Genomic DNA, 23434 nt, shown 5'->3' with positions numbered 1-23434 from the left:
CCACCACCCCAGGCCAGCCGTACGAATACCGCCGCCGCGCCCTGACCGAACCCGACTGGACCCGGTTCCCCGGATGGCGGAACGTCACCCGGGACCAGTGGGAGTCCGCCCAATGGCAACGGGTCAACTGCGTCAAGAACGTCCGGCAGCTCCGCGCCGTCCTCGGTGACACCATCGACGACATCTGCTACGACGACCTGACCGCCGACCAGGCGACCCAGGCCACCATGTCGATGCTCGTACCGCCACAGATGCTCAACACCGTCGTGCCGGACGCACCGATGACCTCCGACGCCTTCCGCGCCGACCCGATCCGGCGGTACATGCTGCCGATCGCCTCCGACCGGCGCACCGACTGGCCGTCACACCCGTACGCCACCCGGGACTCGCTGCACGAACACGACATGTGGGTCGCCGAGGGACTGACCCACCGCTACCCCACCAAGGTCCTCGCCGAACTGCTCTCCACCTGCCCCCAGTACTGCGGGCACTGCACCCGGATGGATCTGGTCGGCAACTCCACCCCCACGGTCGAGAAGCTCAAGCTCACCCTGAAGCCCGTCGACCGGTACGACGCACACATCGCCTACCTGCGGGCCCATCCCGGCGTACGCGACGTGGTGGTCTCCGGCGGCGACGTGGCCAACGTGCCCTGGCGGAACCTGGAGTCGTACCTGATGCGGCTGCTGGAGATCGAAACCGTCCGCGACATCCGGCTCGCCACCAAGGCGTTGGCCGGACTCCCCCAGCACTGGCTCCAGCCGGAGGTGGTGGAAGGGCTGGAACGGGTCGCCCGGACCGCCGCCCGACGGGGCGTCAACCTGGCCATCCACACCCACGTCAACCACGTACAGTCGCTGACCCCGCTGGTCGCCCGGGCCGCACAGACCGCCCTCGAGGTCGGCGTCCGGGACGTACGCAACCAGGGCGTCCTGATGCGCGGGGTGAACGCGACCACCGCGGACCTGCTGGATCTCTGCTTCGCACTCCAGGGCGAGACCGGCATCCTGCCGTACTACTTCTACATGTGCGACATGATCCCGAACGCGGAGCACTGGCGGGTACCCGTCTGGCAGGCCCAGCAGCTCCAGCACGACATGATGGGCTACCTGCCCGGCTACGCCACGCCACGGATCGTCTGCGACGTGCCCTTCGTCGGCAAGCGCTGGGTACACATGCTCACCGGGTACGACCGGGAACGCGGGATCTCGTACTGGACCAAGAACTACCGTACGTCGATCGAGTCCGCGGACCTGGCCGCGCTCGAGCGGCGCTACGCCTACTACGACCCGATCGACACGCTGTCCGAGGCCGGCCGGGCCTGGTGGGCCCGGCACGACACTCAGACTGCTTCCTGACTCAGACTGACTGCTTCCTGAGCCCGGACGACCGTCAACGGTCGAAGGTCTCCTTGACGTTGCGGCCGGCGCTCTTCACGTCCGCGCCGGCCTGTTTCGCCTTGGCCTGCGTCTGCTGCGACGAGCCCTCGCCGCGCATCTGCTCGTTGTCGGTCCGGTCGCCGATCCGCTCCTTCGCGGCGCCCTTCAACTCCTCGGCCTTGTTACGCATCTTGTCCATGGCACTCATGTCGCTACTCCTCACCTCGATGGCGCCGCTCGTGGCGGCTGCCCGCTAGGTAATTTGCCCGACATGCCGGAGATGTAACCTGCCTAATCCGCTCACAAGGCCCGTGAGCGGAGATTTCAGAGTGGACTCGCTCCGCACTGTGTCCGCCCTGCCTCCGCTCCGCCCTGCGCGTCTCGGACCGACCTTTCTTCGTGTCTGGGTTGGTGCGTAAGTCTTCTGAACTGCGTGTGCTGGCGAGCACACCGTGTAAGGCATCCTAGGAAGCTAGATTGTGACGTAAGGTGCGCCTTTCGCCCTTGAACAGCAGGCCCGCAGCCTGTCCGCAACCGCGCGAGATCCGCAACCCCGGGCCCAGTGGCGCCCGCAGGAGCCCGCGCACAACCGACAGATGCGTCACAAGTGTGCGCTTTACGCGGTCGGGTCCCAGTCTGCGAGCTGCTCCATCGGCTCGGTGTCGCCGGTGGTCTCCAGGCCGTCGAGCGGGACGCGCTGGTAGAAGTAGAGGACCAGTTCGCTCGCTGCGCCTCGCATCGCCATGTCGCCCGGCTCCGCGTCGTCGGCGAGGTCGTCGCAGCGGACGCCGTCAGCGTTGAGTGTCAGGCGCCAGGAGCGACCCTCGGTCGTGTGCAGGTCGATGGTCGCCGGCTTGAACGGCCAGGGGACGGTCGTCGCCGAGACGGTCGTCAGGAACTCGTCGACGCCCTCGACCGCGACGTCCGACGGCAGCGGCTGTGCGGCCCCCTGGGTGAGCTGGGCGTCGTAGGTGTGGACGGCGAACTCCTGGATCTGGTGCCGCGCCAGGGCTCCGCTGGTCTCCGGGGCCTGCGAGCGGCCCCACCAGGTCCAACAGCCGCGGTCCGGGCCGGCCTCGCGCAGCGCGTCGAGCATGAGCTCGGTCGACTCGGCGAGCCAGGCGTCCAGGGCTTCGCGGTCGCGGGGCGCGGTCGGGGCGCCCTTCGGGTCCGTCCTCGCCGGGGGCTCAGCGCCCGGGCCCGCCGCGACGATGGCGGCCTGGCGGCGGCGGCCGTCGCCGAGGTGCTGCGCCAGTTCCCGCAGCGTCCAGTCCGGGCAGGCCGGGACCTGGACGTCAAGGTCGGGGGCGGACGCGATCGCGGCGCGGAACGCGGCCGAGCGGTCTTCGATCAGCCGCAGGACCTCGGGGAACTCCAAGATATTTTGCACGTCGGTTGTGTATCACGGCGCTCCGGCCTCCGGATAGCGAATATGTCGGACAAACGCGTCGACGGCCGGGCGGAGCGTCGGCGCCGAAGCCGTCCTGAAACTCCGCGCACTGCTCGCCAACGGCAACTTCGACCGCTACTGGGCCTACCCGCTGGGCCAAGAGCACCAGCGCAACCACCAGGCCCGTAACCAACTCGCTGCTCGACCTACGAAGTCACTTCCAGCAATCCGCACCCCTCTCCCGTCATCCAATCAGATCATGACAAAGCACTACTAGGTGGCGCGGAGGATCTCGGACCGGTTTCCAGTGGCGCTGCCGGCGTGGATCTGGGGTGCGACCCGTACCTGCACCGTGGATCCTGCCTCGACGTTCAACGACAGGAACTCGTTGCGGGTGAGCGTGACCGTGACGATCTGGTCGCTGGTGGTGATCTCGGCCCGGATCTCGAAGCCGATCCGGGTGATTCTCGTTATCCGTCCGGTCACGTCCGCCGGATCCGGGGCGCCCGTGTGAATCTGCAGGTCGTGCGGACGGACTAGCCGATCCCCCAACTGGGTGACCGGGCCGAGGAAGCGCATCACGAAGTCGTTGGCCGGCTGGTCGTAGAGGTCGTCGGGCGATCCGATCTGTTCCACCCGGCCCTCGTTGATCACTACGATCTCGTCGGCCACCTCGAGCGCCTCCTCCTGGTCGTGGGTGACGAACACCGTGGTGACATGGACCTCGTCGTGCAGGCGGCGCAACCACTCCCGAAGTTCCTTGCGGACCTTGGCGTCGAGGGCACCGAACGGCTCGTCGAGCAACAGGACCGTGGGCTGTACCGCCAACGCGCGCGCCAGCGCCATCCGTTGGCGTTGCCCACCGGACAGTTGGGACGGCAGCCGGTCGGCGAACTGTTCGAGATGGACGAGGGCGAGCAGTTCCTCGACCCGGCTGCGGATCTCCGCCTTCGGACGCTTACGGATCTCCAGGCCGAAGGCGACGTTGCGGTGGACCGACAGATGCTTGAAGGCCGCGTAGTGCTGGAAGACGAATCCGACGTTGCGTTTCTGCGGCGGAAGGTCCGTGGCGTCGAGACCCTCGATCTCGACCCGGCCGCTGTCGGCACGCTCCAGGCCGGCGATGATGCGCAGCAGGGTGGACTTGCCACCGCCGGACGGGCCCAGTAGCGCGGTGAGTTGACCGGACGGGATGCTGACGGAGACGTCGTCGAGCGCGACGAATCCTCCGAAACGCTTCGCGACGTTCTTGATCTCGATGCTCAACGCTGATCCTTCGGCCGGATGACGGAAACGACGATGATGCAGGCCACGGCGACGAGGGCGAGCAGGAAGGCGGTGGCGTAGGCGCCTCCCCTGTCGAAGTTCAGGTACTTCTCCTCGACCACGAGGGTGGCGGTACGGGTCTGCCCGAGGACGTTGCCCGAAACGACCTTGACCGCGCCGAACTCCCCCAGTGATCGGGCAAGGCTGAGGACGACGCCGTAGATGACGCCCCACTTGATGGCGGGCAGCGTGATCCGGCGGAAGGTCTGGATGGCGTTGGCGCCGAGGCTGCGAGCGGCCTGCTCCTGCTCGTCGCCGACCTCCTCCAACACCGGCACCACCTCGCGGATCACCAGCGGCAGCGCGACGAAGACCGTGGCCAGCACGATGCCCGGCGTCGCGAAGATGATCTGAATCCCGGCATTCTGCAGCGTCGGCCCGAACCAGCCGGTGCGGCCGCCGTAGACCAGCACCAGGGCGAGACCCACGACGATGGGCGAGACCGACAGCGGTACGTCCAGCAGGGCGTTCAGCAGTCGCCTGCCGGGGAACGTGTACCGCACCAGAAGGATCGAGATCCCGACCCCGAAGACGGTGTTGATCACCACGGCGATGATCGCCACCAGCACGGTGAGCTGGAGCGCGTGGACGATGTCGGGGTCGTCGAGAATTGCCTGGATGTCCGTCGTGCCGTCGGCGAAGGCGTTCCGGCCGACGAGGAACACCGGCCAGGCCACCAGGAGGACGAGGTAGCCCGTGACGATCAGACGCAGCAGATAGGTGCTGGGGCGCCGACCGGTACGGACGCGGGGGGCGGTCGACTCAGCCACGGCGGACCACCCGCCGCTGGATGACGTCGACGGCGACGATGACCACAAAGGAGATCGCCAGCAGGACCGCCGCGACGGCTGCGGCGCTCTCCAGGTTGTCGTTCTCGATGCTGCTGAGAATCCGTACGGAGGTCACCTCGGTACGCATCGGCAGGTTGCCCGAGAGCAGGACCAACGAGCCGTACTCGCTGACGCCGCGAGCGAACGACAGGGCTGCGCCGGCCGCGATGGCCGGGGTCAGGCTCGGCAGGATGATCCGGCGGAAGATGGTGAACCGGCTCGCTCCCAGCGAGGCCGCGGCCTCCTCCGCCTCGCGGTCGAGTTCGGTCAGCACCGGCTGCACCGTCCGGACGACGAACGGGAGGGTGACGAACAGGAAGGCGAGGAAGACGGCGACGCGGGTGTTCGCGATGTTCACGCCGAGCGGGCTGTCCGGGCCGTACAGCGACAGGAGCACCAGGCCGGCGACGATGGTCGGCAGGGCGAAGGGGATGTCGATCAGCACCTCAAGGGCACGCTTGCCGAAGAACCGCTCGTCGCGCACCAGCACCCAGGCGATCATCGTCCCCATGACGATGTTGACGAGGGTGACCAGGAACGCGGTGCCGACGGTCAACTGGATCGCGGCCGCGGTCTGCTCGTTGGTGACGGCCCGCCAGAACTCGACCCAACCATTACCGGACGCGGTGACGATCACCGCCGTCAGTGGAATGAGGACGAGCAGGCTGAACCAGAGCATCGCCACTCCGAGGCCCAACCCGGAGGTGCGGGTGAGACGCCGGCCGTTCCGGGCCGACCGGCGCGAGGGCGCCGGTCGGCCCGGAACAACGATCGCCGACGTCATTACGCCTTCCCGGACGCGGCGATGATCTTTACGATGATGCCGGTCTTCTCGTCGAAGAACTTCTTCGACAGCGCGGACCAACTCTCGAAGTCCTTGTCGACCGTCAGTAGCTTCTGCGGGGTCGGGAAGGGATCGCTGGGATCGCGGGCGCCCTCGATGCCGCTGGTGTCGATGCCATCGATGATCGGCCGAAAGCCCTTGAGCGCGAACTGCCGCTGACCGCCCGGGCTCAACACGAAGTCCAGCCACGGCTTCGCCTTGGGGTCGGCGTTCTTGAGGATCGCACCCGGGTTCTCGATCAGGATGGTGGTCGCCGGGACGACCCAGTTGAGTTTCTCACCGCTCTGGGTGGCCAGAATTGCCTCGTTCTCGTACGCCAGCAGAACGTCACCGGTGCCGCCGAGGAAGGCGGTCGTGGCGTCCCGGCCGCTGCCCGGCAGCGACACCACGTTCCCGAAAAGCTTGGTGAGGAACTCCTCGGCCTGCGCGTCTGTTCCGCCGTTGGCGGAAATGTGCCCCCAGGCGGCCAGCGCGTTCCATCGGGCAGCACCGGACGAGGCGGGGTTGGGCGTGACGATCTTGATGCCCGGCTTGATCAGATCGTCCCAGCCCTGGATGTTCTTGGGATTGCCCTCCCGCACGGCCAGGACCACGACCGACGACGACACGATGCCCCGGTTCGGGCCGTCGTCCCAGATCTGGTCGACCAGCCCCGCGTCGACGAGCCGGGTCACGTCGCTGCTCACCGAGAAGTGCACGTAGTCGGCCTTGAGCCCGGCCACCACCGCGCGGCTCTGGTCGCCGGACGCGCCGTAGGAGGACTGGAACCGCACGCCCTTGCCCTCATCGGTCTTGTTCCACGCGGCGATGATGGCCTTGTTCGCGGCCTCAGGAACGGCGAAGCCGACGATGGAGAGCGTCGTGGCGTTTCCGGTCGCCCCGTCGCCGCCTCCGCAGGCCGACAGGGCCAGGGTGCCCACAAGCGCGAGAGCGACCGTCGCTCTGATCCGGTTCATATATGCCCTCTTATTCCTATCGAGTTAGTCGGTTTTGTGGGTTGACGGTAGGCGGGACATCGCGGGTGCGTCAACAGCCGTCCGGTCCGGCCGTCGGGGGCCTAGGGGCCGGGCGCACTGGCGAGAAGGTCGGCCAACGTGGTCCGGTCGACGACCTCCGTGATGGCCAGGTCCAGCGAGAGCCACACCTTCCGGAGCCCTCTCGCGGTGCCGTCGTAGCTGGCCAGGGCCGTCGGTCGACCACGCACAGTGGTCACCAGCACCCCCTCCGCCGCCCGCAGGATGTCTCCCACGCTGATCGCCTCCGCCGGCCGGGCCAGGCCGTGGCCGCCCTCCGTGCCCCGAAAACTCAACAGCAGGCCACCACGGCGCAGATCCGTCAGGATCGCCGCCAGGAAGCTCACCGAGATCCGTTCCGCTGTGGCGATCTCCGAGGTCTTGACCAGACGCGGATGGAAATCCGCGACGACCAGCATCGCCCGGACGGCATATTCGGTACGGGCCGAGATGTGCACAGCAGCGTCCCCCGATCGGTTCGCCCGCGACGAGGGCCACCGAGGCATGCGGTCGCTCATCGCCGCGCCCGCGAGCCCAGCGCCGGAATTCCTATCTAGAAGATGGGGATACTGTAGTTCAGGACGGCGGGGAGTCAACACGGCTACCGCACAAACACCACGCACGGGATGGCGGAGATCCGGCAGGCCCTCCGGGTGCGAGGAATCCGACCAGGACGATCCTCCATCAGCTCTCCGCGACGTACCGATTGCGCGGGTCGCATCGTTCGGCGATGCCGGATGGGTCGCACCGATCACCATCGAGAGCGACTGCATGTCGGGTCTGGTCGCCGACGCGTACGTCGCCGACGGCATCGGGACCCTGGACGACGCGATGAGCCGCGGCTTCAGCCACGGTCCCGGCCGACCACACCTACGTCTCCCTCGACCCGGCCACCATCGGCCAACTCGATGCCATCGTGTTCGTGAAGGAGATCTGACCTTCCACAGTGGCGACGGTGTCGGCCCGGGAACCGGATTCGCGTCCCGGCGCGATGGTGACGACCTCGCCCCCCGCCGGCACGGCAGGTGGGACGAGATACCACCCACCGCCACTCGGAGGAAAGTCAGAGTTGCCCCACTCTCACCACAATCGAAGGGATAATCGGGTGGTTGTCAGCCTGGTGGTGCAACAACCGAGGAGAACGAAATGGCTGGGGCAGTTGGCACCGAAGACCTCGACGGCCTCGAATTCATCAATCCCAAGGGCCTCTACAACCCGTCCCACAACGGATATTCGCACCTGGCGATCTTCCCTGCCGGCTGGCGAATCATCCTACCCGCGGGTCAGGGTGGAGAGACGGAGGATCAGGCGCTGTCGGCGGACTTCCGCGTACAACTCAAGCAAGCCATCCGGAACACGGTGACAGTGCTCGCCGCCGCCGGAGCCACGTTGGCCGACGTAGCGAAGTTCACGCTCTACGTCGTCGATCACGACAAGAAGAAGTTCCATATCATCGTCGAGGAATTCGCCACGGTGTGGGGAGACCGGAAGCCCGCCTGGACGCTGGCCCCGGTGCCGGCACTGGCACTTGACGGCATGCTCGTCGAAATTGACGTCATCGCGGTCGTACCACGCTAAACCGACGATCTGATCGCCCGGCAGCCCCGACCGACTCCGCTGCCCAGCCCAGCACACCCGAGGTGGACGCCGCCGAGCGTACCCGTGAGGTCTACCCACCCAGAGCCGACCCACCTCGTCAGGGCGGATGCCCGTGCGACCGAAACACCACGTCCTCAGCGAGAAGTTCTTACCCGCGATGAGTTAGGCCGGGTATTTGATGTTGACGGTAGCGCTGCTCCGTCGGCTGCCTTCGACAAGCTGGTAGGTGAACCTGTCGGTGCGGCCGTGGGTCGGATTCGGCCGGTAGATGATCCGCCGGTCGGAGAGGACCTGTACGGTGCCGTAGCGCGGTGGGCTGGTGATGATGATTTCGGCGTACCGGCTGGCGTAGTCGTTCACGAGTACGTCGATCGTGATCGCCTTGGCTTTGGTCAGCGCGACGGCGTCGGTGTTCGCGTCGGGTGACCGGACCAGGACCCCGACCATGTTGAGGGCGTCGTTGATGAAGTAGTTGACTTCGCCGGTGGTCCGGTTCGTCGTCTGTACGTCGGAGTACAGGTCGCCGTTGACGTTCACCACCTTGGCTTCCCAGGTCGTCTGGCCGGTCGGGTCGATCTGGAGTTGCTGGACCGACCCGTTCTGGCGGATTCGCAGCACGCCGTTGCTGTGGTCGGCGCAGCCGTTGGTGTAGGAGATCAGGGCGCCGTCGGTGCCGTCGCGGTTCCAGTCGGCCAGTTGCACGGTCGGGGTGTCGACCGAGCAGTAGTCGATCGGGCCCGGTACCACCGAGGCGCCGTCGATGACGAAGTTCTGCACGCCACCGGGGCCCACCGTATAGGGACTGAACCGGCCGCCGCCGCTGAACCTGCCACTACCCATAAAGACCGGCTGGGCGATGTGCGAGTTGTAGCTGGCCGACGGGGAGAAGGTCGGTGGTTGCAGCACCACCAGGGTGAAGTTCGCCGGGGGTGGTGGGCCGGGGGTCCAACCGACCCAGAGCTCGTCCTCCGGGTCGTCGTCCACGTTGACCGCCACGCCGATGTCAGGGCAGTCGGTGTAGACGGTGCCGCCGCCGGGCTTCGGGTAGGTGTAGGCGAGTGGCGGCACATAGACGCCGGGCGCGCTGCCGTACGAGACGATCGTCGAGCAGAGATTCGGCTCGACCGCGCCGAGGACGGCCGCGTCGAGCAGGCCGTCGTGGTTGTAGTCGCCATACAGGATGCTTCCGCGTGCACCGGCCTGGGCCGTGGGCGCGACCGCACCCAGTGCGGCCACGGTGACTATCGCGACGATCGGGACCAGGCGTTTGGCTGACATGACGACTCCCTACCTGCGGCGCTGTTCGGTCTCCGCTTCGGCCTTACCGACATTAGGACAGGCCGAAGAGCGCAGGTTGTCGCTGTTAGTAATCCGACAGACACGAAGAGTGGTTGCGCGGACCAAGGGTCAGGTCGGGAACTGCCAGGTGGGCGATGCGACGAGGTCGCACGTGGTGAGTGGATGCCCAAGGAGGAGGTTCGGCTGATGCCGGATGGGTGATCCCGGCGACACTGCCATCCCTGACACTGCCGTTGCAGGACATTGCCTCGTCAGTGCGGCATCGCCGGCACTGACGAGGCAATGGTCACCGGACAGGCGCTACTTGATCGTGATCGTCGCCGTACGGTACCTGTCGCGCTTGCCGTTCTTCGTCGGGTCGTAGTTGTTCTCGACGTTGCCGGCACTGTCGACCGAGAACCAGCGGAAGGTCGTGGTCGTGGTCACGTGGAAGACCTGCCCCGGCTCACGGAACTCGGTCGCCTCGTAGCGCGGCGACTTCAGGGTGGGTCGGCTGCCGTCCGTCGTGTAGTAGACCGTGGCCGGCTCGCTCGTCTCGAAGCGCACGTCGACGGGCCGGGAGTACTTTCCGGCGCCGGGAACGAGCCGGGACGTCGGGTCCTTCTTGTCCTTGCCCCACTCCGCCGCGATCCGGAACATCTCCATGATCCCGTTGGCGTACTCCATCGTCTCGGCGTGCCCGCTGACGAGGTTGGGATCTCCGGCCCACGGCGGCTGGAACGAGCCGCCCTGCCAGTTTCCGGTGGCCGGGTTGTAGACCGAGCCGCCGACCTCCCAGCCGAAGGCATAGATGCCGTAGGTGTGGTACAGATCCTCGCGTACGTTGCCCGCGGAGGAGTAGAGGACGTCCGACGAGCCGCCGACGTTCTCCGGCGTCACGACGGTCTGCCGATGCGCCTTGACCTGCGACAGGATCCGGGCGGCCGACTGCCAGTAGAACGCCTCGTCACCCAGCGGCGGACGTGGCGTGGTGATCCGACCGTCCGCGATGTAGGCGCCGGGCTGCCAGAAGAGCTGGCCGCCGTTGGAGTGCACCGACATCATGAACTTGATGTTCGAGTACTTCTCGACCAACCAGATGATGTTCTTCGACTCCGGCTCGGACAGCTCCTCCGGCCCCTGGTAGGTGTCGCTGACACAGCTGGTCGACGCGCCCGAGTAGCCGTCGTGGCCCGACCCGACCCGGTAGTTCCGGTTCAGGTCGACCCCCCAGGAGTTGCGCCTGGCCGGGTCGGCGTTCTCGTCCGGGCAGTGGTTCGTCATGTTCCGGCGCTGCGAGGCGAAGTTGTAGAAGCTGTAGTTCGCCCCGTCCGGGTTGTTGGACAGGATGAGGAAGACGTCGGTGTTGTCGACGATGCTCTTCGTCTCCCGGTCGGACCGGTAGTTGTGCACCAGACGCTCGGCCGTCTCCAGCGAGGTCGTCGCGGGTACCCACTCACGGGCGTGGTCCTGCGCCTGGATTAGGACACCCGGCTTCTTTCCGTCGCGGTGCTTGCCGATCCGGAGGACGGGAATCGTGGCCGGACCGCGGGGCACCTCACCCTCCGGCGCGCCGACGCGCTTCTGGTCGAGGAAGTCGGTGAGCGCGACCGGGCCGGGCGTCGGCGGAACGATGCCGGTACCCGTGCTGGTGCGGTACGGGTGCGACCGGTCGATGAGGCCCTGCGACTGCGTCCGCAGCGCCGTCGCCACCTCGGCGGCCGTACTCGCCAGCCCACCGGAGGCGTCCTTGCCGAGGAGGACGCGGACCTGCTTGCCCACCACGTCGACGCCGAGCGGAAGGCTCGCTCCCGGGCGGTCCACGAACTCGACGGTGATGTCGTTGCCGCCCTCGTGGCCCCAGGCCGCGGAACTGACGACGACCGCGGACTCTCCGGTCCCACCGATCGTGGCCTGCGCCTTGCGCTGGTAGCCATTGGTCTTGTTCGGCAGGTAGACGATCTCGGCGATGTCCGGGTACTGGCGGGCGATCTCCCTGGCACGGCCGTAGAGCTGCTGCGGGGTCCGGTATCCGTCGACGAAGTCCGACCGGTAGCCCCGATTCTCCGTCAGCGGTGGCGGAGCGTCCTCAAGCCAGTCGGAGACGTCGCCGATGGCGACGCCGCCGGTCGAGCTCGTGACCCGGATCTGCTTCGGGCGCGCGTCGAGCTTGAACAGGTTCCGGTGGAACATGTACTGACCGGAGTCGACGAACCGGCTCATCGTCCGGGCGAAGCCGAACGACGTGCCCCGGCCCGAGTCGTTCTCCAGCTGCATCGCGACGATCGGGTCCTCCTGCTGCCCCTCGGTGGTACGTGCCTCGACGTAGAGGAAGCCCTGGCCCTTGGTGGTGAACCAGTCGGCGCGGACGACCCGTACCGTCGCTGCGTGGCTGAGCGGCTGGACAGCTCGCGCGCCGAGCGCCCGGAGGCCGCCGTCGGCCTCGTCGCGCCACGCGAAGGTCTCCTCGTCGCCGAGGATCCGAACACCCATCGCCCCGAGTTCGGCGATCTGCCTGGCGCTCACCACCGCCTCGGCTTCGATGCCGGTCGGCACGCGCCTGACGCCGTGCTCGAGGTCGAAGCCGGCGGCGACCACCCGGTCCAGCATGTCCGCGCCGGTCAGCTGGAGGTGTACGAGGCGTACCGACTCCCGATCCTCGAGGTGGGATCGTCCCGAGCCAGCCGTGGCTGTGGACTCCGTGGGAACCGCGCCGGCGGGCGCGGTCGCCATGAGGACGGTCCCCACCAGGGCGGGCAGCGCGAGAAGCGCGATGCGCAGTCGTCTGCGTCGCATGCTCCCCTCCTTCTGTTTGCGGCCTGTGGTTGGTGCCGTGGCCGGCCCGGGTACGGGCCAACCGATCTGTTCAGGACGGTCGTGCGGCGCTCGCCCACCGGCGGAGCCTCGGTACGCGGCATCGGTCGCCGTCGTAACGAAGGATCGTGCGGGCCGAGAGCGAGCTGGGTGCGGTGAGCGTATGTTCATTCTTCGCACCGACGGGTCGCACGAATCGGATCTTGAGCATTACTTGAGCCTGCGCCGGCATCGCCACAACTTGACCCGCGCCCGCGCGCCCCGGGCACCTGGCGGCCCCGGCCACCGCGCCGCCCACGAGACACCGAGCGCAACGGTCCATCGCTTCATGGAATGAACTTCACCTCGGGAAAGTTCGTGCTCGGGCCGTCGAGCAGAGGGCTGTGCCGGCCCCGGAGGTGCAGGTCGAAGAACGCGAGCGGGTACGCCTGCTGGATTCGCAGCGCCCGGGCCGGGGCGAGGGTTCCGATCCAGCCCAGTAGCTCCTCATCACTCATCCCGAGAGCGTCCGCCAGCTGTGGGATCAACACCTGGGTGTCGCCGTACGACGAGTGGAGCGCGCCGTCGGCCTGAACATTGAGCCGCCATCCGCGCAGGTGTGACCAGAACTCGGCAACGCTCGGTTCAACGGCCCGGGTGAACTCCGCGGTCATCAGCATGAAGGGCCGATGCAGGTCGGCGGTGATCGGCGGTTGTGCCTGCATCGGACCGTCGATGCTCAGCCCGGCCCGGACGCGCTGGTCGTCGTTCATGACGAGCGCGGTCGCCGTCCCGCCCTTCGACCACCCGAACATGCCGATCCGATGCAGGTCGGGGGCGCCGCGCAGGCCGGCCGGCAGCGGCCGGTGTTCGGCGTCGGGATTGCGCCCGGCGGCGAGGTCCTCGACGCAGTCGAGGACGAATCGGATGTCCCTGGCGAAGTCCGATGGAACCAACGCCGGGTCGTCGAGCGGAACGGTGAGCCGACCGTCGGGGAATTGGCTGAACGCGTCGTACGTGTGATCCACCGTGACCACCACGTACCCGTGGCTGGCGAGTTCCTGGACGATGACTGTGGTGTCGGCACGATGATCGTGTGCACCGTGCGAGAACACGACGACGGGCAACCGTCCACCTGTTCGCCGCACCGGGGCTCCCTCGCGGCCGCTGGTGAGTGGCGTAATCGCGGCGTCGGCCTCGAACCCTGCGGACGTGAGGTACGCGCGCAGGACGGCGGGGTCCATCCACTGTGCCAGCGGATGCCGCCCGACGTTCCGGGCCGGGTACCAGACGCTGGTCATCAACTCGCGATGGTGCCCCGCGCCGGCCACGGGATCCGGGCGTGAGCGGTCGACGACGTGCAGCCGCACCGTGCCGACCGGGTACGGCCCGGTGGGTACGGGCAGGGTGAGCTGCGCCGGGCCGGGGGTGGCCCGCGCCACCGACGCGTGGCTCGCGGCACCGATCGGCAGGGCGGCTCCAACAGCCAGCGCCGCTCCGATCATGCGTCGGCGCGTCATTCGTAGCCGGTCGATACGCGCAGTGATTGGTTCAGCCATTTGCACTCCCCGGTTGGAAAACGTGCGTTGATCGTGCCGCTCGGCAGTAGACGTGTCGTCAGTCCGTGGAGGTATCTGCTCGGGTGGATGGGTAGCCCTCCGGATGTACGCCCCGGGGGCTCCCCGTGTCTCGCCTGGAGGACGGCGCTGCCCGGAACACGGGCGACCCGGAAATCGGTCCACCTGCCGGAACGAGTGCCGCCCGGGGCGGGATGGTTGACTGGTGGGATGCCAGAGATCGTTCTCGTTCGCCACGGCGAAACCAGTTGGAGTGCCAGCCACCGGCACACCTCGTACACGGATCTGGGGTTGACCCCGGACGGCGAGCGGCAGGCCCGGAAGATCGCCGGGGAACTCCGGGGACGGCGCTTCGCCGCGGTGCTCGCCAGTCCCCGCAAGCGGGCGCTGCACACGGCGGAGCTGGCCGGGCTGACCGTGACGGAGATCGCGGAGGACCTCGCGGAGTGGAACTACGGCGCGTACGAGGGACTCACCACCGAGGAGATCCATCGGGAGCGGCCCGACTGGATGCTGTGGACCGACGGCTGCCCCGACGGTGAGTCACCCGAACAGGTCGGTGCCCGGCTGGACCGGGCCCTCGGCCGGGCGACCGCTCTGCTCACCGGTGGGGACGTCGCCCTGGTCGCGCACGGTCACAGCCTCCGGGTGGCCGGGGCCCGGTGGATCGGGCTACCGGCGAGCGGCGGTGGTCTGCTGCGACTGGACACCGCCACCGTCTCGACGCTCGGCTACGAGCACGGACGGCCGGTCATCCTGCGCTGGAACTCGCCGGGTCCGGCGGAAGAGCGCGCAGCCGGGGGGCCGCCGGATCCAAACTGATCTTCGGCGGTCGACTCTCGTACGGGGTGGAGAGCACCACTGTGGTCCGGGTGGTGACGTTCGCGGCGGTACGGATCTCCTGCAGCACCCGTTCCAGGTCCACCGGGCTGGCGACCCGGACCAGCAGCAGGTAGAAGTCCTCCCCCGCCACCGAGTAACACGAGTCGATCTCCGGCAGATGGGCCAGCCGGTCCGGCGCGTCGTCCGGCTGTGAGGGGTCCAGTGGACGGATCGCCACGAAGGCGCTCAACGGCAGGTCGAGCGCCTCGAAGGAGATCCGCGCCGCGTACCCCTTGATCACACCCCGCTGCTCCAGCCGGCGGACTCGCTGGTGCACGGCGGACACCGACAGCCCGACCCGTTCCGCCAGGTCGGTGTACGACAGCCGGCCGTCCGCGGCCAACGCCGCGATGATTGCCCGATCGGTCTCCTCCACGGCGTGAAACCTACCGTCAGGAAGCCGTCGCGGCGACGTCAGACCGGCCGAGTCGGCAGACGTTACCAAGTTGCGCACCGGTCGGGACCGACACGGCCGACCCTCGGTCGAACCCACCGCCGCCGTATCGGAGCCGACCCCGACGGGTCCCGCAGCACGAAGCCTGTCCCGCCGCCGGGTTCCCGCGCCGCCGGCCGGATGCCGGGCGGGATGGTCAGCGGGCGAGCGAGCGGGCGATGACCATCCGCTGGATCTGATTGGTGCCCTCGACGATCTGCAGCACCTTGGCCTCCCGCATGTACCGCTCCACCGGATGGTCGCAGACGTAGCCGGCGCCGCCGAGCACCTGCACCGCGTCGGTGGTGACCCGCATCGCGGTGTCGGTGGCGAACAGCTTCGCCTTGGCCGCCTCGGTCGAGTACGGCCTCCCGGCGTCCCGCAGCCGGGCTGCGGCCAGGGTCAGCGCCCGGGCCGCGGAAACCTGGGTGGCCAGGTCGGCGAGCAGGAATCCCAGGCCCTGGAATTCGATCAGTGGCTGGCCGAACTGCTCCCGCTGCCGGGCGTAGTCCACCGCGTAGTCCAGGGCGGCCTGGGCCAGACCGACGGCGCAGGCGGCGATGCCGAGCCGACCGCTGTCCAACGCGGACAGCGCGATCTTGAACCCTTCACCCTCCGCGCCGATCAGCCGGTCGGCCGGCACCCGGGCCTCGTCGAAGGCGATCTGCGCGATCGGTGACGAGCGCAGGCCCATGGTCCGTTCCGGGGTCTGCGGCACGATGCCGGGGGTGTTGGCGTCCGCGAGCAGGCAGGATATGCCCCGTGCGCCGGGGCCGCCGGTCCGGCAGAAGACGTTGTAGAAGTCGGCGACGCCGGCGTGGGTGATCCAGGCCTTGGTGCCGGAGACGACGTAGTCGCCGCCGTCCCGCCTCGCCCGGGTGGTCAGCGCCGCCGCGTCCGAGCCACCCTGCGGCTCCGACAGGCAGTACGCCCCGAGCAGGGCGCCGCCGAGCAGGTCGGGAAGCAACCTGCGGGCCCGCTCGCCGCCGAACGTGGCCACCGGGTAGCAGGACAGGGTGTGAACGCTGACCGCCTCGGCGACGGCCAACCAGCGGCCGGCGAGAATCTCCAGTACCTGGAGGTAGACCTCGTACGGCTGGGCCGCACCGCCGTGCTCCTCCGGGTACGGCAGCCCGAGCAGGCCGGCCCGGCCGAGGGTACGCAGCACCTCCCGGGGGAACACGCCCCGGTTCTCGAAGTCGCCCACCTTCGGCGCGAGTTCGCGGTCGGCCAGTTCGGTGACGAGCTCGAGGAGTTCGTACGCCTCGTCGCTGGGCAGGATCCGGTCAACGGTCATGGCCGCCTCCCCTCGCTCCGCTCCTCGCCGCGATGAACCGGCACCCGTTTGCGCCGGTCACAACGCGACCAGTTCCGTGCCGATGGTGTTGAGCCGCTCGACCCCGTCCGGGGTGCATACGACGATGTCCTCGATCCGCGCGCCGTGCCGCCCGGCCAGGTAGATCCCGGGCTCGATGGAGAACGCCATGCCCGGTTCGAGTGGCAGTTCGTTGCCGGCGACCAGGTACGGGTCCTCGTGTCCGTCCAGTCCGATGCCGTGTCCGGTGCGGTGCAGGAAGGCGGCGCCGTATCCGGCGTCGGTGATGATCTCGCGGGCGACCGAGTCCACGGCTTCGGCGCTGACTCCTGGCCGTACCGCCCCGACCGCGGCCCGCTGCGCCTCGTGCAGCACCTGGTAGTAGTCGGCGAAGTCCGGTGGCGGTGTGCCGATCACGTAGCACCGGGTGGAGTCCGAGCAGTAGCCGGACGGCATGGTGCCGCCGATGTCGACGACGACCGGCTCGCCGACCCCGATCACCCGGTCCGACGTTCCGTGGTGGGGGCTGGCGGCGTTCGGTCCGCTGGCGACGATGGCGAAGTCGGCGGTGGCGTGGCCGGCCTCCCGGATCGCGGCCGAGATGTCCTCGGCCACCTGCACCTCGGTGCGGCCGGGACGCAACCAGTCGGCCATCCGACCGTGTACCGCGTCGATCGCCGCGCCGGCGGCCCGGAGCGCGGCCACCTCGGCCGGCGACTTGCGGATCCGCAGTGACCTCAGTACCTCGCCGGCCAGCCGTTGGGTGGCCTGCGGCAGCACGGCGCGCAGCGCGAGCACCTGTTCGGCCCACATCCGGTCGCCCAGGCCGACCGCCGCGACGGGTCCGCCGAGAGCCTCCACCACCAGCGGGTACGGGTCGACGCCGTCCGGATGGTCGACGATCCGTACGCCGGTGCGGGACGCGGGCGACGCCTCGGCGGCCGGTCGTTCCAGGGTCGGCACGAGGAGCGTCGGTTCGCCCCTCGCCGGCAGCACCAGGCAGGTGAGCCGTTCGAGCGCGTGGGCGTGGTATCCGGTGAGGTAGCGCAGGTCGGAGCCGGGCGGGATGAGCAGGGCGTCCAGTCCGGCCTCGGCCGTGGCCCGTTGCGCGGCTTCGAGCCGCTGCGGGGGATAAAGGTTTTCGTAACCCACGTCACTAGCTTAACGGTCGTTCGGGTGAGATCGACCGGCAGGAGTCAGCGCGATCCCGGGAGCTTCCCCCCGCCACCGACGCACTCCCGTGGTCCACCCCCTCGATGCGCCAGCCGACAATCGAGGATGTCTTGACAAGAAAAGTTGTCGGTGAGAGAGTCTTCGTATCGCCAGCGCCACCGCTGGAAGTTGGACCCGAACCCGAGCGATCAAAGGGAGCCCGAGATGACCGCCACCGCCATCACCCGGCCGAACACCACGAGCCAGCCGAACACCGACAGCCAGCCCGACAACACGATCCGCCCCGCCGCCACCGCGCGGTCCGGTCGGCAGGTCCGGCGGTTCCGGCTCCTCGCGGTCGGCGCGGCGGTGCTCGCGAACGCCACGCTCTACTCGGTCGCGCACGCCGTCGGGACCGACTTCGTGCTCACCGCCCCGAACAACCCGGTGCCGCACCCGCTGATCCTGGCCGAGATCGTCGGGATCACCCTGGTGTTCTCCCTGCTCGGCTGGGGCACGCTCGCCCTGCTCGAACGGTTCACCCGCCGGGCCCGGGTCATCTGGGGTTCCCTCGCGACCGCGCTCCTGGCCCTCTCCTTCGTCCCGCTGGGCATCGAACTCGCCACCGTGGACACCAAGGTCATGCTGGGCCTGATGCACCTGGTCGTGGCCGCCGCGCTGTTCCCGATGCTGCGCCAGACCACCGCACGTCGCTGAGCGCGCCCCGCCGCTCCCCGACGACGAGGGCGCAGACCGGGGGCGGTCACCGACGGTCCCACCATCGGGGAAAGCGGCCCGGATCCGGCAGTTGGTACGCCAGCCGCCAGGATCCGGGCCGCTTTCGGGGTGTGGCCGGTGCCGCCGCTGGCCGCCGCACCGCCGACGCCCTCCGACCGCGCCGGGCAGGGCTGTGCCAGGCTGTCCGGGTGAACGACAGCCGCCCTCTGCTTCTCGTGGATACCCCCAGCCTCTACTTCCGGGCCTACTTCGGCATTCCGGAGTCCGCAGCCAGGGCGCCCGACGGCAGCCCGGTCAACGCGGTACGGGGATTCCTGGACATGCTGACCACGCTGATCCGCTCCCGTCGGCCGGACCGGCTGGTCTGCGCGCTCGACTACGACTGGCGACCGGCCTGGCGGGTGGCGCTGCTGCCGTCGTACAAGGCGCACCGGGTGGCGCCGGAGGGCGGCGAGGTGGTGCCCGACACCCTCTCCCCGCAGGTCCCGCTGATCCTCGACCTACTGGCGACGATCGGGATTCCGGCGATCGGGGTGGACGGCTACGAGGCCGACGACGTACTCGGCACGCTGACCGTCAGCCAACCGGCCCCGGTAGAGGTGGTCTCCGGCGACCGGGACCTGTTCCAACTCATCGACGACGGCCGACCGGTGCGACTGCTCTACTGCGGACGGGGCGTGGCGAAGCTCGAGGACTGCGACGATGCCGCCGTCCGGGCCAAGTACGGCGTGCCGGCCGCCGGGTACGCGGACTTCGCCGCCCTGCGTGGCGATCCCAGCGACGGCCTGCCCGGGGTTCCGGGTGTCGGAGACAAGACCGCGGCCCGACTGATCGACCGCTACGGCAGCCTGGACGGCATTCTCGCCGCGCTGGACGATCCGACGTCCGGCTTCGCCCCCGGGCTGAAGACCAAGCTGAACTCCGCCCGGGACTACCTGGCCGTCGCGCCGAAGGTGGTCAGGGTGGCCCTCGACGTACCGGTACCGCCGCTGACCACGACGCTGCCGGCGGCCCCGGTCGATCCCGACCGGCTGCTCGCCCTGGCCGAGCAGTGGAACCTCGCCGGCCCGTGTCGTCGCCTGGTCGACGCCCTCGCCGCGAACGTCACCGCCTGATCCGAACCACCCGGAACGCAGCAAGGTTCCACAGAACTAGTTATGCGGATAATGTTATGCGCCTGACAACCGTTCGAGGAGGGTCCATGAACGTCGAGCACGCCGACGCCGAGCAGGGCAACACATTCGCCGGCGATTACGAACCGAGCGCGTCAGGCTGGGTTCGCGAGCACGTCGAGCGGATCATCCGTACCGGCACGACCGACGGCGTCACGATCAACGGCCTGCCCACCGTGCTGGTGACGTACCGGGGCGCCAGGACCGGCAAGGTTCGCAAGACCCCGCTGATGCGGGTCGAGCACGACGGGCACTACGCGGCTGTCGCGTCCCAGGGCGGCGCGCCGACCAACCCGCAGTGGTACGCCAGCCTGGTCGCCGAGCCGGTCATCGAGCTTCAGGACGGCACCGTGACCCGGGTCTGCCGGGCGCGCGAACTGTTCGGGGACGAGAAGGCCGTCTGGTGGCGCCGGGCGGTGGACGCGTACCCGGACTATGCCGCCTACCAGCGCAAGACCGACCGCCAGATCCCGGTCTTCGTCCTCGAACCGGTCACCTGAGGCACACCGGCCGGTGGCGGCACCGAGGACCGCTGCGGTGGATCCTTGATCCGCACACGGCCCAGGTCGGGCGCGGACTCAGCCGAAGTATCGGCTGCGCCGGCCGGGTACCGGACCGGCTCCGTTGGTCGGGTACCCGGTGGGCCGGTCCGGGCCGGTCCGCACGGCGGCCCGATCCGCACCGGTCCGATCCGCGGCAGCCCGGTCCGCGGCAGCCCGCTCGGCGGCCCGGTCGGCCAGATACAGCGATGCCGCCCGGTCGTCCTCGGTCGGTGACGCGAGCAGCGCATAGAACAGCACGAACGCGACGAAGACGACGATCAGCATGATCGGCAGCAGCAGGGTGGAGCCGTTGGCGCCCGACGGAGCCGGCGCGGTGGGCATCGCATGGACGGACATCGCCGCCATCCCGGTGTAGTGCATCCCGCTGACCGCGAACCCCATCACCAGCGCCGCGCCGGTCACGGCCCGGGAGCCACGGACGTTGACCGCCAGCCAGAACGCCACCGTCGCGGCGACCACAGCGATCAGCACGGAGGCGGCCACCAGGGACGGCGTGTAGTCGACCCTTCCCCGCATCCGCATCGCCCCCATTCCCAGGTAGTGCATGCCCGCCACCCCGAGTCCGGCGAACAGCCCACCGAAGATGAGCCTCGGCCAGGAGACCCGGCCGAAGCCGACGATGACCAGGCCGATCCCGACGACGGCGACGGCGATCACGGCACTCAGCACGGTGATCGGCACGTTGTACCGGATCTGGGTTCCGGAGACCCTGAAGCCGAGCATGGCGGTGAAGTGCATCGTCCAGATCGCCGTGCCGCCGATCGCCCACGCCGCGAGGCTGATCCACCAGGTCCGGCGTCCCGTGGTCTGCGCCTCCCGAGCCCGGGCCGCACAGAGCAACCCCAGGAACGAGCCGAGGACGGCGAGCCCGTAACTCAGGACGGGCGTGATCCAGCCGTACTGGAAATGGTCGATCGTGGCCATGCTGATGATCCCCTTGTGCCGTTGACAACGGCGCTGTTCCGCACCCGGCTCATCATGATCACTTGTGCCTCGACCAGCCACAACGGAACCTTCGGGCCCATCTGGCGACCGAGCGGCCGTACGTGGGCGGTACGGAAGATCAACATAGGAGGAGACGAGGCTGACCGGCAGGAGCCGAGAACCGCCCGAAGGGCCGAACTGAGCCACCGGTCAGGGATTTCCGGACTCCGCCGTTCCGGTCGGCTCCGGGCTCCTCAGGTCGCCCCGTGGTACGCGAGCACACCCCGGTTGATCGAGCCCATCGCCTGCCGCGCGGTGCCCCGCAGCTCGGCGGACGCCCCGGCGGAGTCGGCGACCTGGCCGAGCAGGTCCACCACCTGCCGGGCCCACCGGACGAAGTCACCGGCCGGCATGTCGCCGTCGAGGTTGTGGCCGCTGGCCAACACCTTCGCCAGCGGCTCGCCCTTGGCCCAGCGGTAGACCGGCCAGACGAAACCCAGGTCGGGTTCGCGGGTCCCCTCCAACCCCCGGGACGCCTCGTCCGACTCCAACTCGGCCCAGATCTTCAACGTCTCGTCCACCGCCGCCGAAACCACGCCCCGGGGCACCGAGGCCCGCTCGTCGGTGTCCCGACGCGCCTCGTAGACCACCACCGAGACCGCGGCGGCCAGCTCCGACGGCGACAGCCCGGCCCAGACCCCGCGGCGCAGGCACTCCGCCACCAGCAGGTCGGCCTCGGTCCAGATCCGACCGAGCATCCGGCCGGCGTCGGTCACCTCGCCCGAGTCCGACAGGTAGCCACGCGCGGTCAGGATCCCGCAGACCCGGTCGAACGTCCGGGTCAACGACCCGGTACGTCCGGCGACCCGTGACCGCAGCTCCGTGGTGTCCCGCTCCAGCCGGCGGCGGCGCTCCGCCCACCGGGCGTGCTCCTCCCGGTCAGGACAGGCGTGACAGGGGTGCCGACGGAGTTCGGCACGAAGCTGGCTCAGCCGCTCGTCCTCACCACCACCACCGCCGCCCCGGGACCGGCTGCCGCGCCGTCCCGCGTGCCGGTCCAGTCCGGTACCGCTCACCGCCGCGGCCAGATCCCGCCGGGCGGCCGGCGAGCGGTGGTTGAAGTTCTTCGGCACCCGGATCCGGGCCAGCACCTCCGCCGGGGTGGTGAAGTCGCCGGGGGTGATCCGGCCGGCCCACCGGTCCTGGGTGAGCACCAGCGGGCGGGGCTCACCGAAGCCGCCGGCACCCGGGTCGAGCACCACGGCCAGACCGGCCCGTCGACCCGACGGCACCCGGATCACGTCACCGACCCGCAGCCGCTCCAACGCGGTCAGGGTCGCCGTCCTCCGCTGGTTCTGTCCCTGCCGGGCCAGGGTCTGTTCCCGGTCCCCGATCGCCAGCCGCAGCCCGAAGTACTCGTCGAAGTCCCCGAGGTGGCAGCGGATCTCCGCGCCGTACGCCTCGATCGTCTCGACGTTGCGCTGCACCTGCCGGGCCAGGCCGACCACCGAGCGGTCCGCCTGGAACTGGGCGAACGACGACGCCAGCAGCTCGCGCGCGGGCGCCGCACCGACCGAACCGACCAGGTTGACCGCCATGTTGTACGAGGGCCGGAAGCTGGACCGCAGCGGATACGTACGGGTGGAGGCGAGCCCGGCCACGTGCCGGGGGTCCACCTCGGGCGACCAGACGACGACGGCGTGCCCCTCGACGTCGATACCCCGCCGGCCAGCCCGACCGGTCAGCTGGGTGTACTCCCCCGGCGTCAGGTCGACATGCGCCTCGCCGTTGAACTTGACCAGCCGTTCGAGCACCACGCAGCGGGCCGGCATGTTGATGCCGAGGGCCAGGGTCTCGGTGGCGAAGACCGCCTTAACCAGACCGCGTACGAACAGTTCCTCGACCACCTCCTTGAACGCCGGCAGCATGCCCGCGTGGTGGGCGGCGAGGCCACGCTCCAGGCCGTCGAGCCACTCCCAGTAGCCGAGTACGGCCAGATCCTCGCCGGGGACGCTGGTGATCCGGCTCTCCACCACCTGGCGGATCTCGGTCCGCTCCTCCGGCGTGGTCAGCCGCAGCCCGGCGGCCAGGCACTGCTGGACGGCCGCGTCGCAGCCGGCCCGGCTGAACAGGAACAGGATCGCCGGCAGCAACTCCTCCCGGTCGAGCCGTTCGACGATGTCGGCCCGGAGCGGTCCGCGCCAGCGAGGCCCCCGGCCCCCGCTG

At 69.2% G+C, this 23434-nt stretch carries 21 protein-coding genes; 6 read left to right on the top strand and 15 right to left on the bottom strand.

The window, feature by feature from the left end; translation table 11 throughout:
- A partial coding sequence (locus I0C86_RS12655; RefSeq protein WP_230394059.1) for a KamA family radical SAM protein occupies positions 1-1358 on the top strand: 1358 nt, incomplete at its 5' end.
- Between the two features lie 34 nt (positions 1359-1392).
- Here the strand turns inward: I0C86_RS12655 and I0C86_RS12650 are convergent.
- The 7 genes from I0C86_RS12650 to I0C86_RS12620 form a co-directional block, all read right to left on the bottom strand.
- Positions 1393-1587 (bottom strand): CsbD family protein, encoded by a 195-nt coding sequence (locus I0C86_RS12650; protein ID WP_196201430.1) that lies wholly within the window; start codon positions 1585-1587, stop codon positions 1393-1395.
- 408 nt (positions 1588-1995) lie between these two features.
- Entirely contained in the window at positions 1996-2769 is a 774-nt protein-coding gene (locus I0C86_RS12645) for a maleylpyruvate isomerase family mycothiol-dependent enzyme (RefSeq protein ID WP_196201429.1), read from the bottom strand.
- A gap of 273 nt (positions 2770-3042) precedes the next feature.
- A complete protein-coding gene (locus tag I0C86_RS12640; RefSeq protein WP_196201428.1) occupies positions 3043-4035 on the bottom strand; it encodes a sulfate/molybdate ABC transporter ATP-binding protein in 993 nt (330 codons plus the stop codon).
- Complete coding sequence (locus I0C86_RS12635) at positions 4032-4865, bottom strand: sulfate ABC transporter permease (RefSeq protein WP_196201426.1); 834 nt, start codon at positions 4863-4865, stop codon at positions 4032-4034. The genes I0C86_RS12640 and I0C86_RS12635 overlap by 4 nt, the downstream gene beginning before the upstream one ends.
- Positions 4858-5709, bottom strand: a complete 852-nt coding sequence (gene cysT, locus I0C86_RS12630; RefSeq protein WP_196201424.1) for a sulfate ABC transporter permease subunit CysT — start codon at positions 5707-5709, stop codon at positions 4858-4860. The genes I0C86_RS12635 and cysT overlap by 8 nt, the downstream gene beginning before the upstream one ends.
- Entirely contained in the window at positions 5709-6725 is a 1017-nt protein-coding gene (locus I0C86_RS12625; RefSeq protein WP_196201423.1) for a sulfate ABC transporter substrate-binding protein, read from the bottom strand. Before I0C86_RS12625 ends, cysT begins: the two co-directional genes overlap by 1 nt.
- Positions 6726-6826: 101 nt before the next feature.
- Complete coding sequence (locus I0C86_RS12620) at positions 6827-7240, bottom strand: RrF2 family transcriptional regulator (RefSeq protein WP_196201422.1); 414 nt, start codon at positions 7238-7240, stop codon at positions 6827-6829.
- A gap of 688 nt (positions 7241-7928) precedes the next feature.
- Between I0C86_RS12620 and I0C86_RS12615 the strand changes: the two genes are divergently transcribed.
- Positions 7929-8360 (top strand): RidA family protein, encoded by a 432-nt coding sequence (locus tag I0C86_RS12615; protein ID WP_196201421.1) that lies wholly within the window; start codon positions 7929-7931, stop codon positions 8358-8360.
- 183 nt (positions 8361-8543) lie between these two features.
- On the opposite strand, the gene I0C86_RS12610 is transcribed toward I0C86_RS12615, so the two are convergent.
- The 3 genes from I0C86_RS12610 to I0C86_RS12600 form a co-directional block, all read right to left on the bottom strand.
- Positions 8544-9659: an Ig-like domain-containing protein gene (locus tag I0C86_RS12610; RefSeq protein WP_196201420.1), complete on the bottom strand. Its 1116-nt coding sequence runs from the start codon at positions 9657-9659 to the stop codon at positions 8544-8546.
- Positions 9660-9980: 321 nt separating this feature from the next.
- Positions 9981-12455: a M14 family metallopeptidase gene (locus tag I0C86_RS12605; RefSeq protein WP_196201419.1), complete on the bottom strand. Its 2475-nt coding sequence runs from the start codon at positions 12453-12455 to the stop codon at positions 9981-9983.
- Positions 12456-12799: 344 nt separating this feature from the next.
- Positions 12800-13972: an alpha/beta hydrolase family protein gene (locus tag I0C86_RS12600; protein ID WP_230394056.1), complete on the bottom strand. Its 1173-nt coding sequence runs from the start codon at positions 13970-13972 to the stop codon at positions 12800-12802.
- Between the two features lie 267 nt (positions 13973-14239).
- Between I0C86_RS12600 and I0C86_RS12595 the strand changes: the two genes are divergently transcribed.
- Positions 14240-14851: a histidine phosphatase family protein gene (locus I0C86_RS12595; RefSeq protein ID WP_196201416.1), complete on the top strand. Its 612-nt coding sequence runs from the start codon at positions 14240-14242 to the stop codon at positions 14849-14851.
- Here the strand turns inward: I0C86_RS12595 and I0C86_RS12590 are convergent.
- From I0C86_RS12590 to I0C86_RS12580, 3 genes are all read right to left on the bottom strand, one after another.
- Entirely contained in the window at positions 14781-15287 is a 507-nt protein-coding gene (locus I0C86_RS12590; RefSeq protein WP_196201415.1) for an Lrp/AsnC family transcriptional regulator, read from the bottom strand. The two genes, I0C86_RS12595 and I0C86_RS12590, sit on opposite strands and share 71 nt — an antisense overlap.
- A 214-nt stretch (positions 15288-15501) precedes the next feature.
- On the bottom strand, positions 15502-16641 hold the full coding sequence (locus I0C86_RS12585) for an acyl-CoA dehydrogenase family protein (RefSeq protein WP_196201414.1): 1140 nt from the start codon (positions 16639-16641) through the stop codon (positions 15502-15504).
- 57 nt (positions 16642-16698) lie between these two features.
- Positions 16699-17811, bottom strand: coding sequence for a M24 family metallopeptidase (locus I0C86_RS12580; RefSeq protein ID WP_196201413.1), 1113 nt, complete (start codon positions 17809-17811; stop codon positions 16699-16701).
- A gap of 225 nt (positions 17812-18036) precedes the next feature.
- On the opposite strand from I0C86_RS12580, the gene I0C86_RS12575 reads away from it, so the two are divergent.
- From I0C86_RS12575 to I0C86_RS12565, 3 genes are all read left to right on the top strand, one after another.
- Positions 18037-18528, top strand: a complete 492-nt coding sequence (locus I0C86_RS12575; protein WP_196201412.1) for a DUF6069 family protein — start codon at positions 18037-18039, stop codon at positions 18526-18528.
- A 209-nt stretch (positions 18529-18737) separates the two neighbouring features.
- A complete protein-coding gene (locus I0C86_RS12570) occupies positions 18738-19664 on the top strand; it encodes a 5'-3' exonuclease (RefSeq protein WP_196201411.1) in 927 nt (308 codons plus the stop codon).
- An 86-nt stretch (positions 19665-19750) separates the two neighbouring features.
- Positions 19751-20221: a nitroreductase family deazaflavin-dependent oxidoreductase gene (locus tag I0C86_RS12565; RefSeq protein WP_196201410.1), complete on the top strand. Its 471-nt coding sequence runs from the start codon at positions 19751-19753 to the stop codon at positions 20219-20221.
- A 78-nt stretch (positions 20222-20299) separates the two neighbouring features.
- Here I0C86_RS12565 and I0C86_RS12560 read toward each other — a convergent pair whose 3' ends face one another.
- Positions 20300-21208: an MHYT domain-containing protein gene (locus tag I0C86_RS12560; protein ID WP_196201409.1), complete on the bottom strand. Its 909-nt coding sequence runs from the start codon at positions 21206-21208 to the stop codon at positions 20300-20302.
- A 254-nt stretch (positions 21209-21462) separates the two neighbouring features.
- A partial coding sequence (locus tag I0C86_RS12555) for a DEAD/DEAH box helicase (protein WP_196201408.1) occupies positions 21463-23434 on the bottom strand: 1972 nt, incomplete at its 5' end.

The organism is Plantactinospora alkalitolerans (genome assembly GCF_015690345.1).
Lineage (GTDB): Bacteria > Actinomycetota > Actinomycetes > Mycobacteriales > Micromonosporaceae > Plantactinospora > Plantactinospora alkalitolerans.
Note: the sequence above shows the minus strand (reverse complement) of the source record. Positions and strands in the feature narration are given on the sequence as shown.

Excerpts from the sequence above, each read along its gene's own strand:
- I0C86_RS12610 (WP_196201420.1), bottom strand. The coding sequence starts at position 9,659 with ATGTCAGCCAAACGCCTGGTCCCGATCGTCGCGATAGTCACCGTGGCC.
- I0C86_RS12605 (WP_196201419.1), bottom strand. The coding sequence starts at position 12,455 with ATGCGACGCAGACGACTGCGCATCGCGCTTCTCGCGCTGCCCGCCCTG.
- I0C86_RS12560 (WP_196201409.1), bottom strand. The coding sequence starts at position 21,208 with ATGGCCACGATCGACCATTTCCAGTACGGCTGGATCACGCCCGTCCTG.
- I0C86_RS12600 (WP_230394056.1), bottom strand. The coding sequence starts at position 13,972 with ATGACGCGCCGACGCATGATCGGAGCGGCGCTGGCTGTTGGAGCCGCC.
- I0C86_RS12595 (WP_196201416.1), top strand. The coding sequence starts at position 14,240 with ATGCCAGAGATCGTTCTCGTTCGCCACGGCGAAACCAGTTGGAGTGCC.
- I0C86_RS12565 (WP_196201410.1), top strand. The coding sequence starts at position 19,751 with ATGAACGTCGAGCACGCCGACGCCGAGCAGGGCAACACATTCGCCGGC.
- cysT (WP_196201424.1), bottom strand. The coding sequence starts at position 5,709 with ATGACGTCGGCGATCGTTGTTCCGGGCCGACCGGCGCCCTCGCGCCGG.
- I0C86_RS12585 (WP_196201414.1), bottom strand. The coding sequence starts at position 16,641 with ATGACCGTTGACCGGATCCTGCCCAGCGACGAGGCGTACGAACTCCTC.
- I0C86_RS12625 (WP_196201423.1), bottom strand. The coding sequence starts at position 6,725 with ATGAACCGGATCAGAGCGACGGTCGCTCTCGCGCTTGTGGGCACCCTG.
- I0C86_RS12575 (WP_196201412.1), top strand. The coding sequence starts at position 18,037 with ATGACCGCCACCGCCATCACCCGGCCGAACACCACGAGCCAGCCGAAC.
- I0C86_RS12615 (WP_196201421.1), top strand. The coding sequence starts at position 7,929 with ATGGCTGGGGCAGTTGGCACCGAAGACCTCGACGGCCTCGAATTCATC.
- I0C86_RS12650 (WP_196201430.1), bottom strand. The coding sequence starts at position 1,587 with ATGAGTGCCATGGACAAGATGCGTAACAAGGCCGAGGAGTTGAAGGGC.